Source organism: Protofrankia sp. Cas3 (assembly GCF_963555955.1).
Lineage (GTDB): Bacteria > Actinomycetota > Actinomycetes > Frankiales > Frankiaceae > Protofrankia.
Genome location: NZ_CAUVXP010000015.1, coordinates 1 through 14,203, shown reverse-complemented (window position 1 = coordinate 14,203; position 14,203 = coordinate 1). Strand labels below are relative to the sequence as shown.

Below are 14,203 nucleotides of genomic sequence, written 5' to 3'. Positions count from 1 at the left end.
TGCTCCGTCAAAGAATCTGGCCCCATCCAGGGGCGATCATCACTGGCTTGTTCTCGGGCACACCACTCTTGTTGAGGATCGTACGCGCGACGGAGTTGCTGTTCGGTCCGGTCGGCTGGTACGGAATCGCCGCCGCGTCGATCCGGCTCAGCTCCCTGGTGAAAGAGGCGTCCTTCCCGTGCGCGGCCGGGCCCGCCATGACCGTCGTCGACGGGGCACCGGGCTCCCAGTCGATGGTGCCCGGTGTGTACGGGCCATGATCGCATTTGATGGCGCCGTATCCGCCCGGACCACCCCGGCCGCTCGGTCCGCCCCGGAAGAAATAAGGGGTTCCGGAGGCGTCGATATAGATCACGAACAGGTGGTAGACCGGCAGTCCGGCCAGCCCTCGGATCTTGGTGGCCCGAACGTCGATCTGGCCGGAGGGCGGGGCCGCCGCCCGCTCCTCACCCGAGCCGGTATCCGCACCCGCGTCATCGGGCTGGGTGTCGACACCCGCGATCGCTCCGGCGTCATGGATATCGCGGTCCACGTCCTGGCCACCGTCCTGCTCGCCGTTCTGGGCGGCGTCCTGGCCGGTGTTCTGGCCACGGTCTTCATCCGAGGAGGACGATGACCACTGGCGCTGAACCTGGGGCTGCAGGGTTGTCAGGAGGCTTGTCATCGCGCGGTTGCCCACAGTGCTCTGCAACGCCAGCAGGCCGAGGCCGCCAACTGGTGCCGGGGACACCTTGGACGGCCGGGCCTGAGCCCGCACCGTTGGGGCGAACTCGGGGTCCACATATCGCATGCGGAGTCCTCCTACCAATCCCGCCTTGGAGTAAACCGTGCCGCCATAGGCGCTGGCGAGCGCTCAGGGGCAGCCTTTCGGGCAGTCGTACCGGCAGTCGACATCACGTACAACCGTGGGAGCAGGGCACGGAGTGCTTACCGGCGGTCCTGGGCGAGCCCAAGGCGCGGCTGCTGCGGTTTCACGCCGGCCTCGGCGTCGGGACACGTTGACTACGATGCGTGACACTTGGTTTGTGGACATATGGGGCAAGACCCTCTATGGGGAGCGGCCACGTCGTCCTGATGCACGCGGGACGTGGGAGGCAAGACCCGGCTGAGGTCGCCCACAACAATGCCCATGATGCCTGCCACCACCAGTGGGACATTCGCCGAACCCTCGACCAAGTGGGTCCTGCTGACCAGCGGTGGCGATCAGGCGCTGTGATCAGGCGCTGCGGGAAGGTGTTCGTCGCCGTCCGCGACGATTTCACGGGCGTAGGCGTCGAATTCTTCCAGGCTGCGGAAGGCGGTCGTGCGGCCCGTCACGATGTCCTCGTCGGCCTTACGTTCGCCGGCCTGCCAGGCTGATGTCCAGAACCACGCCTGGTCGGGGGGAGGGTCGTCACATGGGGTGGTGCCCATCGTGAACTCGATCATCGCACCGGTATCCCTCGCCATGGCTCGTCAGGCGCCGCGCTGTTGGCTGCCACCAACGGTCTGGAGAGCGTCAAACCGGCTCAGGCTACAGCAGAGGACCAGCTTCGGGGTCATCCAGCGGGCCCCGGACGGGTGGGATCCTCCGGAAGCCCGACGAAAGATCATTTGCTTCGTCGCTCATCTCGGTTACCGGTCCGGCTTCGGCGGGCCGCTGGAAGATCGAGATGAATTCCACATCCCCGAACGCCTCGGTAAACCGCACATCGTCCGGCAGCGACGCCCACATCCGGATCAACTCAGCCGGAGATGCCATTGGCCGGATCGTCACCACGTAGTGCTCGGCTTCGTCGTCCGCCATCCCGTTCTGTCCCGATCCCGTCGGTTGTTGGGCGCCGGCCCGGCCCTGCGGAGACCGTTCGACACGAGGCGGGGCCGGCTGACAACAAGCCTGACGGTCAACAGGGCGGCCGCGGAACGCCGAGGTGGCATGGAGTCACGGCATGGGTGCCGAAGCCCGATGAGGGCAGCCGACCGGTTGCCGAACGATCGCCGGCCGCTGCGGAAGCCCTGCCGCACAAGCGGATATACCGGGGCGGCATGGCCGCGCTACGCTCAGCGTGCCGGCATGTGCACGCGGCTGCGGTCAGCCATGCGGCTACCCCTGAGACGGCGGAGGACCGGTGCGAGAACCCGCTCCCCCCTACACGGTCTCGCCCGCCTTGCTGGTCCGGGACGACATGCGCGCCGCCCTCTACGCTCACGATTTTGCCGCCGCCTTCCTGCTGATGCGTAAGTGGGACCACGCCAGCCAGGACCGGATCGCCTCGCCGATCGACGGCTTCAGCCAGCCGCGGATCAGCCGGATCGTCCGCGGCGAGGAACGGATCCAATCCCTGGAGGTCATCGAGCGGATCGCCGACGGCCTTCGCATTCCCGGCGCGTTCCTACGGCTCGCCCCGCGCCCCTGGGAAGCCGACACACCAGCGGGCGCCGCGCACCCGCAGACCATCGACCCGGCGGAACCGGAGACCTCACCCGGCCGGGACGTCGGCACCGGCGGTCTGGTGGTTGAGGAGGACTTCGCCGAACTGCGTTACGACGGCGGGGTCTACTACCCGCAGCAGCGCCGCCGGATCACTAACGTCGGGTCCGAACCGGTCACCCGCTACCTCATGCGGATCTCCGTCGACCGGTATCCGGGCGACCCGGAACGGTCCGCGCGGCTGTACCGGGCGAACCCGCTGCGTTGGGATTTCCTGCGTCTGGCGGCCCGATGCGACGGGGAGGAGATGTCCTGGACGGTGAAGACCGACTGGGACGCTCTCAAGGAAGTCTGGCTGCTGTTCGAGAACGTCCGCCGTCGGTTTCCGCTCTACCCCGGGGACACCGCGACCATCGAGTACGCCTACCAGGTCCGTGAGGACAAGTGGGGGCAGTGGTTCCAACGTGCCGTGCGCACGCCTACCCGGCATCTGTCGGTCAGCCTCGACTTCCCCGCCGACCTTGATCCGGTGGTGTGGGGAATGGAGACGTCCACGACAGCCGACGCGTTTCCGTTCCGAACCGCGATCCGGCGGGAGGGTACCGGTGACCGGCGGATCTTCTCCTGGGAGACGCACCATCCGCCGCTGCACACCCGCTACCGGCTGGAGTGGAACTTCCGCACCGCAGCCCCCGTCCCGAACGAGTCCATGAGCCCGAGCAGTCAGATGGCGTCGGTCGGGATCGTCCAGGACGATGCCGAGATCCTACGACACCCGGCCCGCTCATTCGATCTTCCTATGGAGGACGAGGATGCCCGCCGCGTCATCGCGGAACTGGTCTCGGCCATCGCCCGTGTCGCCGCCCTGCATACCTTCGGTAAGGGGATGGGGATCGCGGCACCCCAGATCGGGATCAACCGTGCCGCCGCGATCGTCCGAGCTCCGAACGGGGAGACAGTCACCCTGCTCAATCCCCGGATCGTCGAGGAGTCCCCGGACAGCGACGAACAGTACGAGGGATGCCTGAGTTTCTTCGACGTCCGGGGCCTGGTACCTCGCCCGCTGACGATCCACGTCGAACATACCGATATCGATGGGACTCGGCACATCACCGTCTTCGACCGGGGTCTCGCCCGGCTTGTCGCACATGAGATCGACCATCTGTGCGGCCATCTCTACACCGACCGGATGCGGCCGGGTGTCGGGCCGATCCCGGTGGAGCAGTACCGGGGTACGGGATCAGCCTGGACCTACAACCAGTAACAGGCACACGCTCCACGGCCAGGAAGCGTCGTTACGGTCATGCCGCGTCCGTCGCCGTGCGCCGGCTATGATCTTCCGCCGGCGATGCTCCTGCACGCAAAGAACGACCGCCAAAGGCTATGGCCAAAGCGGTCGGACGTTGAGGAAATGCCAAGCTTTGTAGGACGTACCGGTGTGGAGCACCCGCCGACGGCGGGCGCTCCACACCGAACGGGTCAGACCGGGCGGACGTGCTCGGCCTGCGGACCCTTCTGGCCCTGCGTCACCTCGAACTCGACGCGCTGGTTCTCTTCCAGGCTGCGGTAGCCTGCGCTGTCGATGGCGGAGTAGTGGACGAACACGTCGGGACCGCCGCCGTCCTGGGCGATAAACCCGAATCCCTTCTCGCCGTTGAACCACTTCACGGTGCCCTGAGCCATGTGTCGTCTCCTTCGTGGGGCTGGACCAAGCCCGCCCACTGCGAATACCAGGTTGCCGCGGTGGGACCGTCCCACTACCGGAAAAGACCGGAGAAACGAAAAACGCCCGCTGTCAGACTCCGGGGCGTTTGAGCGTTCGAGGAAGCTCCAACTGCAACACAGCCAACGTACCAGGCTTCACGAGGATGCGCGGGGTGAGGGTGCGCAACAGGTGAACTCCCCGACAGGCGGTGCGGATCATGAGCATGATCAATTAACTGGACGGCTCAGGATGTTCGAGGCGGGAGCAGTTTGGCTGATTGATCCGCCGTTGTGATCAGTTGTCCGTTTTCGTCGAATATCCTGGCGCTGACCTGGGCTACGCCGCCGATCACGGCCTCGACCTGGGCGTCCACCAGCATCCAGTCCGTCTGGGCCAAGCGCCCGACCCGCAGACTGTTGTCCAGGCTGAGGGTGTAGACGGGTCGGCCCACCGCATCGATGACAGCGGCCGGCGCCAGATCCGCGAGGATCGCGACCGACGCCGTCGAGGTCGCCATGGGCTGATTCAGCCGGGCCCACAGGATGGCGCGGCCCGAACCCGGGCTGCCATCGAGCGTTGACCGTGGCGGGCGGGCCCAACGCTGTTCGATCCGGGCGAGCATGCCCCCCGCCTCGGCCACGCTGCGGCCGCTGCTGGTGTGGGTCCGCGGCGGGCAGTCCGGCGGGCCTGGCACGTCATCCGGTGGATCGGCGAACTGCACACCGCCGTCCACTGTCGGGCCGCCATCCGTCGAGCTGCCATCCGTCGAGCCGCCGAAGGTGCCCGTGGCCAGCAGGGCGAGCCGGCCGTTGATCATGCCGCGTACCGCGACCTGGGACAGGTTCCGCCCGTGCTGGCCCACCTCGAGCTGAAGATTGAGACACGCCCCGGCCTGGATGGGAGAGACGTACTGGACGGTCGCCCACACACAGCCCCGATCGAGGATGCTCTCGGTGACCGCGATCGCCGCGGCCAGCCCACAACCGCCCCACAACGTCCTGCCGGAGTTGAGCAGGTGCGGGCCGACCACGAGGCTGCCGCCGCCGGCCTCGGCATCGACGCTCAGCCCGAGAAACCCGAGAAGCCCGCGCAGGTCATGCGTGGTGCCTCCGGATGTCCCTCCGGCGGTCCGGTCGGCGCCGTCCATATCCATCCTGAACCCGGTGCTCATGTCCCCATGCTCGCAGGTTGCCCCCTACGGCCGCTCTGTGCGCGATGGGCGCCGGGCGACTATCGCGGCGAATGTCCGGCGACGATGCGCACCAGCGCGGGCAGTGTTCCCAGCATGCCCGGCCGGGTCGGCGGGACGCCGGGCGCATGCGGTGGTACCCGCACCCGCAGAGCCACCGGCAGGCAGCGGAACTCCAGCGGAGGGTCCAGTTGCATGGCCTCGCCGTCAATGCCGATGTTCACCGGACCGGTGGAATCCACCCGCAGCGTCGGGGTCGTCCACCGGTGGAATCCCCGGAAGCGTTCCAGCGCTCCGGCTGACTCGAGCGCCATCAGGGCCGGCACGTCGTGGGCACGGTCGACGAGCACGGTGACGACCCCGAGTTCCCCGCCATCGAGCTTCGGCCGGGTGCCCAGCCCGCCGAGACTGCGCAACTGGTAGGCGTTGTTCGACACGAGCAGGACGTCCGCCGTCGGTGTGAGTTCACCGTCCGGGCCGGTGAAGCGCAGATCCGGTGGGGTGGCCCGCGGGCCCAGCAGATCCGGAAGCATCTCGGTCGCCGTGCCGATCTTGGAGTTGCGGTAGTCGTCGGACTGCACGATCTCGGCATAAATGCCCAGCGAGGCGTTGTTGACGAACACCCGACCATCGACCTCACCGAGATCGATTCGTCGTTCCACGGCGGTGATGAAGCCCTCCAGTGCCCCGGCGACGTCGCTGCGATCAAGGCCGAGGTCGGCGGCGAAGTGGTTTCGGGTGCCGGCCGGGATGCAGACGAATGCGACATCGTGCCTGCGGGCGACATCGGCGACAAGGGCCTGCGATCCGTCACCGCCGGCCATTCCGATCACGTCTGCTCCGCCTGCGACGGCGTCTTCGGCGAGCGCGCGTAGGTCGTCGCCCGGTGTGAGCGTGATGGTCGCGATGCCGCGCTGCCGCGCCTCGTCGACCAGGTGGTGACGTTCGGCGGCACCCCCGCCCGAGCGCGGGTTCACGATGAGGACGCCATGGCGGGCAGGTCCCACAGCGACCCCGGACGGGCGGTGACGCCCGAACGCGGTCCGGGTCGCAGCTCCGGATGCGGCGATCAGAATGATGACGATGATCGCGGTGGTGATGCCGGCGACGTCAAGGGCCAGGACCAGCACGACGAGCGCGACAGCCGCGACAGCGGTCCCCAGGAGGCGGCGCAGGCCGCGGTTGACCAGCGCACTTCCGACGGCGAGTCCGGTGATCACGAATGCCGGGATGACGATCAGCAGTGTGCCTGGATCGTCCACCAGGCTCCAGATCCCGACGACCATGGCGGCCGCGAAGCACAGCAACGCCGCTGTCGCCGCGGCTCGCCGTGACAACGAGGGCCGGGCGACCTCCGAATGCTCATGGGCCATGCCACTCCGTTGCGACTGGTGTCCGTTGTGACTGGTGTCCGTTGTGACTGGTGGCCGCTGTCAGGACACCGGCCGGGTGAACTGTTCCTTACCCCGTGGTGTGACCGTTACCACTGCGAAGGCGTGGCATGGCCGGTGACCCGGCTGCGGCCGGTCATGGGCCGCAGCCGGTGGATGGACGACTGGTGCGAGACTTCTGCCTTATGGTGAAAAGACCCCGGACCCGTGCGAGCCGGTTCATCGCGATCGGAGCCGGGCTGGTGGTCCTCGGCGCCGGTGCTGGCGCATGCAGTTCCGGTGGTGCCGCGCCGGCAGCTGACGCAACGCCGACGAAGATCCAGGCTCCGCTCGGCGCGGAGGCGGGTATCAGGGCGCAGACCGGCAGTGACCAGGGCTCATCCCCCCGCCCGTCGCCCGTGCCCGGCGGCCAGCTGACTCCCGCACCCGGGTCACCGCCGGTGTGTGGCGAGTCCGAGCTACGGCTTGATGCCGGTCCGATGACAGGCGCCGCGTCCGCTGAACGTCAGGGGTTCGTCGTTGTCCTCACCGACATCGCAGACCGGCCGTGTTCGTTGATCGGCTATCCGTCCGTGGTCGCGTTGAACAGCGAAGGCCGCCAGGAGCGGTCCGCCGCCCGGTCCGAAGGCGGCAGCCTGTTCAGGGTGGGCCCACCGGGAACAGTTGTCCTTCAGCCACAGCACAGCGCGTCGTTCGGGGTCGAATGGACAGCCGTTCGTTCCGCGGGCACATCCGATGCCAAGGACGCATGCTTGCCGTACGCGAGTTTTGTGATCATCCCGCCGAACCAGGGTGGCGGTCGGCACGTTGATCGCCAGGTAGCCATCTGTGACGCATTCCAGGCGCATCCCGTGGTCGCCGGAACCACGGGAACACGGTCGCACTGACCGACAGTTACGACCGACGACCGACGACCGACGACCGACCACTACCCACTACCCACTACCTACGACGATGCCCGGAAACCCGCGATGCCACGCAGACGTGGGACGGCACCCATCCGTTGGGGATTCCACCCCAGCTCCGAATACATGTCATTGTCCTGCCATCGGGCCAGCGCCTCCCGGTCCAGGGCGGCGAGCGACTCCGGCAGGGCGTCCAGATGGTGCCACTGAAGGCGGCCCGCCCGCTGGTCCCGGCCTGGCGCTGGCATGCCGCGCCAGTGGGTCAACCGGAAGAACAACCCCACCCGTTCACCGGTATCGCCGTAATGGTGATGCGCCACGTGCGCGAGCCACACATGCGCTGCCATCGCCATCACCGACACCGTGTCGTCGGCGATTCGAAGCACGGCCTCTATCGCCGGTTCATGCCCGTGTAACTCGCCCCATGGCAGCCGCCACGGTGAATCCGGCTCGCCGGAACAGCCCAGCAGAACCGACCCGTCCGCGCGCCACATCAGCACATGGACATCGATCGGCAACTGAGTCACACGGTCGCTATCCGCGCGGTCGATATCCGTGCGGCCGGCATTCGCACGCTCGGTATCTGCGCCGTTGGCGTTGTTGCCTATCACCACAGCCCCCCTCCGGGGGTGTCGTCAGCAGTGGGGTGGATGCGCGGATGAGCCTGCGCTGTACTCCAAGGGGATCGCATTGCGACCCCCTTGGCCCCCCGCGCCCGGCCGGTTACACCGTTGGCACCGTCGGAAACCGGCCCGTTAGCCGGGCCGGCAAGCGCCCGCCGGTCAGCCGCGTTCCAGATGACGGTGAGCTGTTCCGTGGCATCGACGACCGATAACCACATCTGCGCGCCCATCATGTGCCTGACCACCAAGTTTACGAACCGGTTCATACGACGCACCCCTGCAATCACGCCGCCGGAACTTCGACAACGAGTAGTCGTTACCTGACCATCCGCTGTCTGTCTGAAGCCCCGCCTCGCCGACGCTTCCCCCCTGCGAGCCGTCGCCATCGCGAAGTAGGTGAGGCGGACGCCGTGGGTTATCATCACGGCCTCCCGGGATCCCCACTTTCGCGGCGTGAGTGAGGGTGCTTGCACATCATGGCGCTCGTAGTGTGCAAATGCAAGGTCCGGGTGCACGTGCATGTGGCGTGGGCGTCTGTGGGGCGATGGAAGATCGGATGGCATACTCTTGCCCTGACCGATGTTGAGGGGGACTGATCGTGACGACCGCTGAGTCCGGAGGTGGTCCGACTGTGCGTCGGATCCTCCTTGGTTCCCAGCTCCGCCGGCTACGTGAGGACCGGGGCATCAGCCGCGAGGATGCGGGATACAGCATCCGGGCGTCTGAATCGAAGATCAGCCGCCTGGAGTTGGGACGGGTCAGCTTCAAGGAACGCGACGTGGCTGATCTGTTGACCTTCTACGGTGTCACCGACGAGGCTGAACGGGCGCCGTTGTTATCGCTGGTCCGTGAGGCCAACCAACCTGGGTGGTGGCACAGCTACACCGATGTCCTACCAGGTTGGTTCCAGTCCTACATCGGGCTGGAGGAGGCCGCGGCTCTGATCCGCACCTACGAGGTCCAGTTCATTCCGGGCCTGCTCCAGACCGAGGACTACGCCCGCGCCATTATTACTCAGGGTTATAAGGGGATGCCGGCCAAGGCCGTCGAGCGTCGGATCAGTGTACGGATGAATCGACAGAGACTGCTGATGCGGCCAGATCATCCTCGGTTATGGGTGGTCGTGGATGAGGCCGCACTACGGCGGCCGATAGGTGGGCCCAAGGTGATGCGTGCTCAGCTCGAGTACCTCACGACGCTCACGGAGCGGCCGAACCTCACTTTTCAGATCATGCCGTTCCTCTTCGGCGTTCATGCCGCTGAAGGCGGCGCGTTCAGTATCCTGCGTTTTCCCGAAGAGGATATGTCGGATGTCGTTTACCTGGAGCAGCTCGGCGGTGCCGTCTATCTGGACAAGCGCGAGGACGTCGACCGTTACCTGGAGGCCATGAACCGCCTCTGTCTCGACAGCTTGCCTCCGGCCAGCACCGCTGAGGTCCTCAGCCGGATCCTCAGCCAGACCTGAGGCACGGTGGGCAGCACGACCGTGCGGTTCTTCGCGCCCCAGGAGGCGCGAAGCGCCCTGGCTGCCTCGGGTTCATCCGAGGTTTCTACTGGAACAGGTTGTCAAAGTCACCGTCCTTGGCCCCGAGGATGAGCGCCTCGATCTCGGCGCGGGTGTAGATCAGTGCGGGACCTTCCGGATGCCTGGAGTTGCGGACCGCGACGGAGTCCGCTGACAGTCGGGCCATCTCCACGCAGTTTCCCTGCGAGTTGCTCCGCCGGCTCTTCTGCCAGGTGACCTGCGGCAGAGCGGTCGCGGACATTCCGTTGTAGATCTCGTGCACGGTGGTCTCCCTCGATTTTACGAGCCGTCGGCGACACGAGAAGGTCATAATTGTGTCGCCATTGGCTTTTTGTGTTGTTTTGCCATTTTGGTGATAAATAAAGGTCATAATTGTGTTTTCGCTGACGGACGGGGCTTGCGAGTCCGTGCCGTGCCGTGCCGTGTTCCCGTGCGGCTCGCCGCACCCGCGCTCGCACCCGCGCGGACTCGAGTCCCGTCCCGTCTCCGGGCGCGTGAACGGACCGACGGCAGAGCCCACCCCCTCCCGCTTCGCAGGAGCCTTAGACCGTGCAAATGCACGTACTTCGTGCGCAGGATATAGCACGGGCATCCGCACGTGCATCGGAACCGTACGAATTACTTTAGGAAGTAAAATAATGACGAACTGTATGCAATAATTGCGAAAAGCATATATAATGCTACGTAGTGAAGTTATTTGATAACTACAGGGAACGGATCCGTTGCCCGTCTGCTCGGGCAGCGCCTGGCGGTAGGCGCGGCCGGCCACGCCAGAACGCCGCGGCCTCGTCGAACATCGAGATGATCGTCGGCCCGGTCCGGCCGCGCGGTGGTCCGGCCGCGCGGGTGACCCACCCGTGGACGCTGCGTCACCTGGTTCGGGCGAAGCCGTATGAACAGCGGGACCATACGGTGGCCATGGAACGCTTGGCGGACCCGTTCAGCGCAGGTGCGCCCGATATCGAGGGGTCCGTGAAGGGACGTCGTGGTGAGTAGTGCGCTGCCACTGGCGCTCGCCGCCGGCATTTATCCGCTGGGACTGGCCATTGTTCTGCGCTATCTCGGCGAACCAGCCTCGATGCGGCATGCGTACGCCTACCTTGCCGGCACCGCGACCGTCACCTTCGTAGCGGGTGTGGCGATCCTGCTCACCCTGCGCGGCTCCGGGTTGACCGAGCGGAAGCATCCCACGCCGAGCGGCGGCATTCAGGTGTTCCTCGGGGTGGGACTGCTGGTCGTGGCGGTCTTTCTGGCCCGACGGCGAAAGCCGGCCGCTGCGGACGGGCCCGACGCTGCGGACGGGCCAGACGCGGCTGATGCGTCCAGCCCGGCGGACAAGCCTGCTGGGCCGGATCAGACTGACAAGCCCGATGGGGCGAATGCTGTACCCGGGCGTCATCCGGGACTCGGTCGTGTGTATCTGTTGGGGGTGGTCACATATCTGCCGTCCCTGCTCTATGTCAGCGCGATCAGAGACCTCGCGAACACCGACATGAGCGATTCGGCCACCGCGCTGCTCCTGGTGCTGTGCGGTGTGTTGGTGCTCCAGATGGTGGAATTGCCGATAATATTGCGACTGACCGCGCCGCGACACACCGGGGCGATTCTCGCTGCGTACAACGGCTGGATGCACCGGCACGGGCGGGATCTGGTCATCCTGCTTGCCGCCGCTGGTGGCGTGTACGTCCTCATCAGTGGGGTCACGACCCTGGTGGACTGAGTCGGAGGTTCAATGGCATGGAATAGGTGGAACGGCATATTTCCACCAGGCTGCGGACCACTCGCCGTAGGTTTTTCCGGTCGCGGACGACACTGCGGCAATGGCCAGCGCCACAGCCCCCGTCGCCGCCGTCACCAGCTGTCGGACGATTCTCATGACGTCTCCTTTACGGCCATGCCCGATATTCCGGGCCAGGCGGCAGGAGGCATCCTCGTGACATCTCCTCCCGGCGTCGGGTCGGTTGGGAATACCGGCCAGCCAACACCGCAGAAACATCCCGGTCAATGACCCGAGTTGCTTTCGCGTATGAGAACGAATCCGTCGCGGGATGGTATTTCCCGCGGATTGGTGCGGCGGGCGTGTCAACCCGAAATAGAAGGACGGAGGGTGTGTCGGAGAACGTGGGTTACGTGCCGGTGGTCTCCGTCGCGCTGTTCTTCGGGAGTTCAGGCCGAAGGAGACGTGCCGGACGTGCTGCCCACCGTCCGATATCGGGTGCCGGTGCCGGTGCCGGTGCCGGTGCCTCGGCGTCGCATGTCACCAGCGGCAGGTCCGCGCCCCGGTTGGCGGCGAGGCGCAGAAGTTCAGGCAGCAGTGTGGCGAGTACCGAGGCGTCGTCGTCGGCCTCATGGGCCCGACGTTGGGGAACGCCCCAGTGGGCCGCGAGGGTCGCCAGTTTCAGGTCGGGCAGTTCGAGGTTGAGCTGGCGCGCGAGAACCCGCGTGCACAGTCGCCGATCGATCGGTAGGCGCAGGTCGAGCCGCTGAGCCTCGGCTGAGATCATCTGCCAGTCGAACGTCGCGTTGTGGGCGACGAACACCCGCCCGGCAAGCATGGACACCAACGGATCGACGATCTGGTCGAACGTCGGGCTGCCGGCGAGTCGTTCGCGGGTGAGTCCGTGAATATGGATCGGTCCGGGGTCGCAACCCGGATCGAGCAGGGTCGACCAGCTGCCTTCGACGGTGCCGTCCGTGGCAACGTGGACAACGGCGACCGACAGCACTCGGTGTACACGCGGTGACAAGCCCGAGGTTTCGACGTCCACCACGGCGTACCGGTGCGGAAACACGGCGGCGAACTCACGGCCCGGGACCACGATGGTTGTCACAGAACGGATCTTGCCGGACCGCTGCGCCGGGACCGCACCCATATGCACATGAGAGAGACAATTCTTACACTGTGGATGGCGGTCGGCAGGTCGGCAGGTCGGCAGGTCGGGGATCCGGGTCCGGTACATCCATAGGTGGCGGCGGTACCCACCCGGTGGTCGAGTCCATTTTAGATCTTTCGGTCAGGCTGCTTCCCCGGATTCGCGGTCGAACGAGGCTTTCAGGCCGGCGAGGATGGCGATGGCACCGGCAGTCGCCGCATTTGCGATGACGAGCGCCATGTCGCCGTTGAGGAGACCGTAGCCCAGCCACAGACTCACGCCGAGCCCGAGGATTCCGAGATAGATCCAGGAGATGTCCCGGACGGAGCGGGTCCGCCAGGACCGGAACAGCTGCGGCAACCAGCACCCGGTCGTCAGGGCGCCGGCCAACAGGCCCAGGATGGTCATCCGCACCTCTTTCTCGTCGATCCGAGGATATTTCAGACTTGGGTGGCGAGACATCGGGGAACAACCTGTTCACAGGGAGTTATCTCTCATCAGTGCAGACATCAATAGTTGTAATTATACGATCGCTTTCTGTGTTCACGGTGACGCGGATTGATCGTGACCCGATCGGAGGTGTCCGTGATCGATCGGATCCACCCCGCGCCCCCACTGCCATCCGCATTCAGGCGGTGTGCATACTGTTACCCTTCGGTGTTGTTGTCGCCCGTCGGGACTCGGAGCAGATCTGTGCACATATCTCGCGGGAATCGATCACAGCGGTTGTCTCGCCTCGTGTTGCTCACCGCCGTGTGCGCTCCCCTGTTGGCTGCATGTGGCAGCGGTGCGGCTTCGTCCAGGCCGTCCGTTCAGCCACGCACGTCGGCGCGGGATGTCCCGGCGGCGCTCGGGTCCATCGCGTCCCCGGGCACGGCGTCCCCGGCCACCGCAGCGCCGTCGCCGGTCGAAACCCCGCCGGTGTCACCGCGGAACCTATACGCGTTCGACGGGGCAAACCAGTTCAGCCCAGCCGTCCGCAATGCCAGGACCCTCGTCTATGTTCCGAACAGTGACAGTAATACCGTTGATGTGATCGATCCGGCGACTTTCACGGTGATCGACCACTACGTGACCGGTGCCCGTCCTCAGCACATCGTCCCATCCTGGGATCTGTCAACCCTGTACGTCACCAACAACGCCGGAAACAGTCTGACCCCGATCGATCCGACCACCGGGAAGATCAAAGGGTCGAATATTCCCGTTGCCGATCCCTACAACATGTACTTCACCCCGGACGGGACATACGCGGTGGTCGTCGCCGAGGCGCTGGAACGCCTGGACTTCTACGACCCGCACACCTGGCAGTTGCGGACCCAGTTGAAGGTCGACTGTCCCGGTGTCGACCACGTCGACTTCGCCGCTGACGACTCGTTCCTCGTCGCCACCTGCGAGTTCTCCGGCAAGCTCGTCAAGATCGACCTTCGCGCGCCGGCTGTCATCGGGTACCTGACCGTCGGGGGCATGCCGCAGGACATCAAGATCGATCCGCGCGGAGAGGTACTCTACGTGGCCGACATGATGACCAATGGTCTCCATCTCGTGGATCCGGTTCGCTTCACCACGATCGGATTTCTGCCGA

Annotated in this window: 15 protein-coding genes and 1 pseudogene; 5 read left to right on the top strand and 11 right to left on the bottom strand. The window is 65.9% G+C overall.

Annotated features, from left to right (window positions below; genetic code table 11):
• Positions 1 to 7: 7 nt before the first annotated feature.
• From U9983_RS04935 to U9983_RS04925, 3 genes are all read right to left on the bottom strand, one after another.
• Entirely contained in the window at positions 8 to 790 is a 783-nt protein-coding gene (locus U9983_RS04935) for a hypothetical protein (protein ID WP_322752879.1), read from the bottom strand.
• A gap of 413 nt (positions 791 to 1,203) precedes the next feature.
• Complete coding sequence (locus tag U9983_RS04930; RefSeq protein WP_322752878.1) at positions 1,204 to 1,428, bottom strand: hypothetical protein; 225 nt, start codon at positions 1,426 to 1,428, stop codon at positions 1,204 to 1,206.
• Positions 1,429 to 1,513: 85 nt separating this feature from the next.
• Entirely contained in the window at positions 1,514 to 1,786 is a 273-nt protein-coding gene (locus tag U9983_RS04925; protein ID WP_322752877.1) for a hypothetical protein, read from the bottom strand.
• 379 nt (positions 1,787 to 2,165) lie between these two features.
• Between U9983_RS04925 and U9983_RS04920 the strand changes: the two genes are divergently transcribed.
• On the top strand, positions 2,166 to 3,674 hold the full coding sequence (locus U9983_RS04920; protein ID WP_416211276.1) for a peptide deformylase: 1,509 nt from the start codon (positions 2,166 to 2,168) through the stop codon (positions 3,672 to 3,674).
• Between the two features lie 215 nt (positions 3,675 to 3,889).
• Here the strand turns inward: U9983_RS04920 and U9983_RS04915 are convergent, their stop codons facing one another.
• The 3 genes from U9983_RS04915 to U9983_RS04905 form a co-directional block, all read right to left on the bottom strand.
• On the bottom strand, positions 3,890 to 4,093 hold the full coding sequence (locus U9983_RS04915; protein ID WP_239310293.1) for a cold-shock protein: 204 nt from the start codon (positions 4,091 to 4,093) through the stop codon (positions 3,890 to 3,892).
• A 266-nt stretch (positions 4,094 to 4,359) separates the two neighbouring features.
• A complete protein-coding gene (locus U9983_RS04910) occupies positions 4,360 to 5,286 on the bottom strand; it encodes a thioesterase family protein (protein WP_322752875.1) in 927 nt (308 codons plus the stop codon).
• Positions 5,287 to 5,345: 59 nt separating this feature from the next.
• Entirely contained in the window at positions 5,346 to 6,677 is a 1,332-nt protein-coding gene (locus tag U9983_RS04905; protein WP_322752874.1) for a diacylglycerol/lipid kinase family protein, read from the bottom strand.
• Between the two features lie 203 nt (positions 6,678 to 6,880).
• On the opposite strand from U9983_RS04905, the gene U9983_RS04900 reads away from it, so the two are divergent.
• Positions 6,881 to 7,582: a DUF4232 domain-containing protein gene (locus U9983_RS04900; RefSeq protein ID WP_322752873.1), complete on the top strand. Its 702-nt coding sequence runs from the start codon at positions 6,881 to 6,883 to the stop codon at positions 7,580 to 7,582.
• Positions 7,583 to 7,641: 59 nt separating this feature from the next.
• Here the strand turns inward: U9983_RS04900 and U9983_RS04895 are convergent, their stop codons facing one another.
• Entirely contained in the window at positions 7,642 to 8,127 is a 486-nt protein-coding gene (locus tag U9983_RS04895; protein ID WP_322752872.1) for a hypothetical protein, read from the bottom strand.
• A 694-nt stretch (positions 8,128 to 8,821) separates the two neighbouring features.
• Here U9983_RS04895 and U9983_RS04890 point away from each other — a divergent pair.
• On the top strand, positions 8,822 to 9,688 hold the full coding sequence (locus U9983_RS04890; RefSeq protein ID WP_322750159.1) for a helix-turn-helix transcriptional regulator: 867 nt from the start codon (positions 8,822 to 8,824) through the stop codon (positions 9,686 to 9,688).
• A gap of 85 nt (positions 9,689 to 9,773) precedes the next feature.
• Here U9983_RS04890 and U9983_RS04885 read toward each other — a convergent pair whose 3' ends face one another.
• Complete coding sequence (locus U9983_RS04885; RefSeq protein ID WP_322750160.1) at positions 9,774 to 10,010, bottom strand: DUF397 domain-containing protein; 237 nt, start codon at positions 10,008 to 10,010, stop codon at positions 9,774 to 9,776.
• 726 nt (positions 10,011 to 10,736) lie between these two features.
• On the opposite strand from U9983_RS04885, the gene U9983_RS04880 reads away from it, so the two are divergent.
• Positions 10,737 to 11,468 (top strand): GAP family protein, encoded by a 732-nt coding sequence (locus U9983_RS04880; protein ID WP_322752871.1) that lies wholly within the window; start codon positions 10,737 to 10,739, stop codon positions 11,466 to 11,468.
• 9 nt (positions 11,469 to 11,477) lie between these two features.
• Here the strand turns inward: U9983_RS04880 and U9983_RS04875 are convergent, their stop codons facing one another.
• The 3 genes from U9983_RS04875 to U9983_RS04865 all read right to left on the bottom strand — a co-directional run bounded on the left by U9983_RS04875 (position 11,478) and on the right by U9983_RS04865 (position 13,029).
• Positions 11,478 to 11,624: a hypothetical protein gene (locus U9983_RS04875; RefSeq protein ID WP_322752870.1), complete on the bottom strand. Its 147-nt coding sequence runs from the start codon at positions 11,622 to 11,624 to the stop codon at positions 11,478 to 11,480.
• Positions 11,625 to 11,874: 250 nt separating this feature from the next.
• Positions 11,875 to 12,579 (bottom strand): exonuclease domain-containing protein, encoded by a 705-nt coding sequence (locus tag U9983_RS04870; protein WP_322752869.1) that lies wholly within the window; start codon positions 12,577 to 12,579, stop codon positions 11,875 to 11,877.
• Positions 12,580 to 12,762: 183 nt separating this feature from the next.
• Positions 12,763 to 13,029 (bottom strand): SemiSWEET family sugar transporter, encoded by a 267-nt coding sequence (locus U9983_RS04865; protein ID WP_322752868.1) that lies wholly within the window; start codon positions 13,027 to 13,029, stop codon positions 12,763 to 12,765.
• Positions 13,030 to 13,359: 330 nt separating this feature from the next.
• On the opposite strand from U9983_RS04865, the pseudogene U9983_RS04860 reads away from it, so the two are divergent.
• Positions 13,360 to 14,203: pseudogene (locus U9983_RS04860) on the top strand (YncE family protein); the annotation flags it as partial.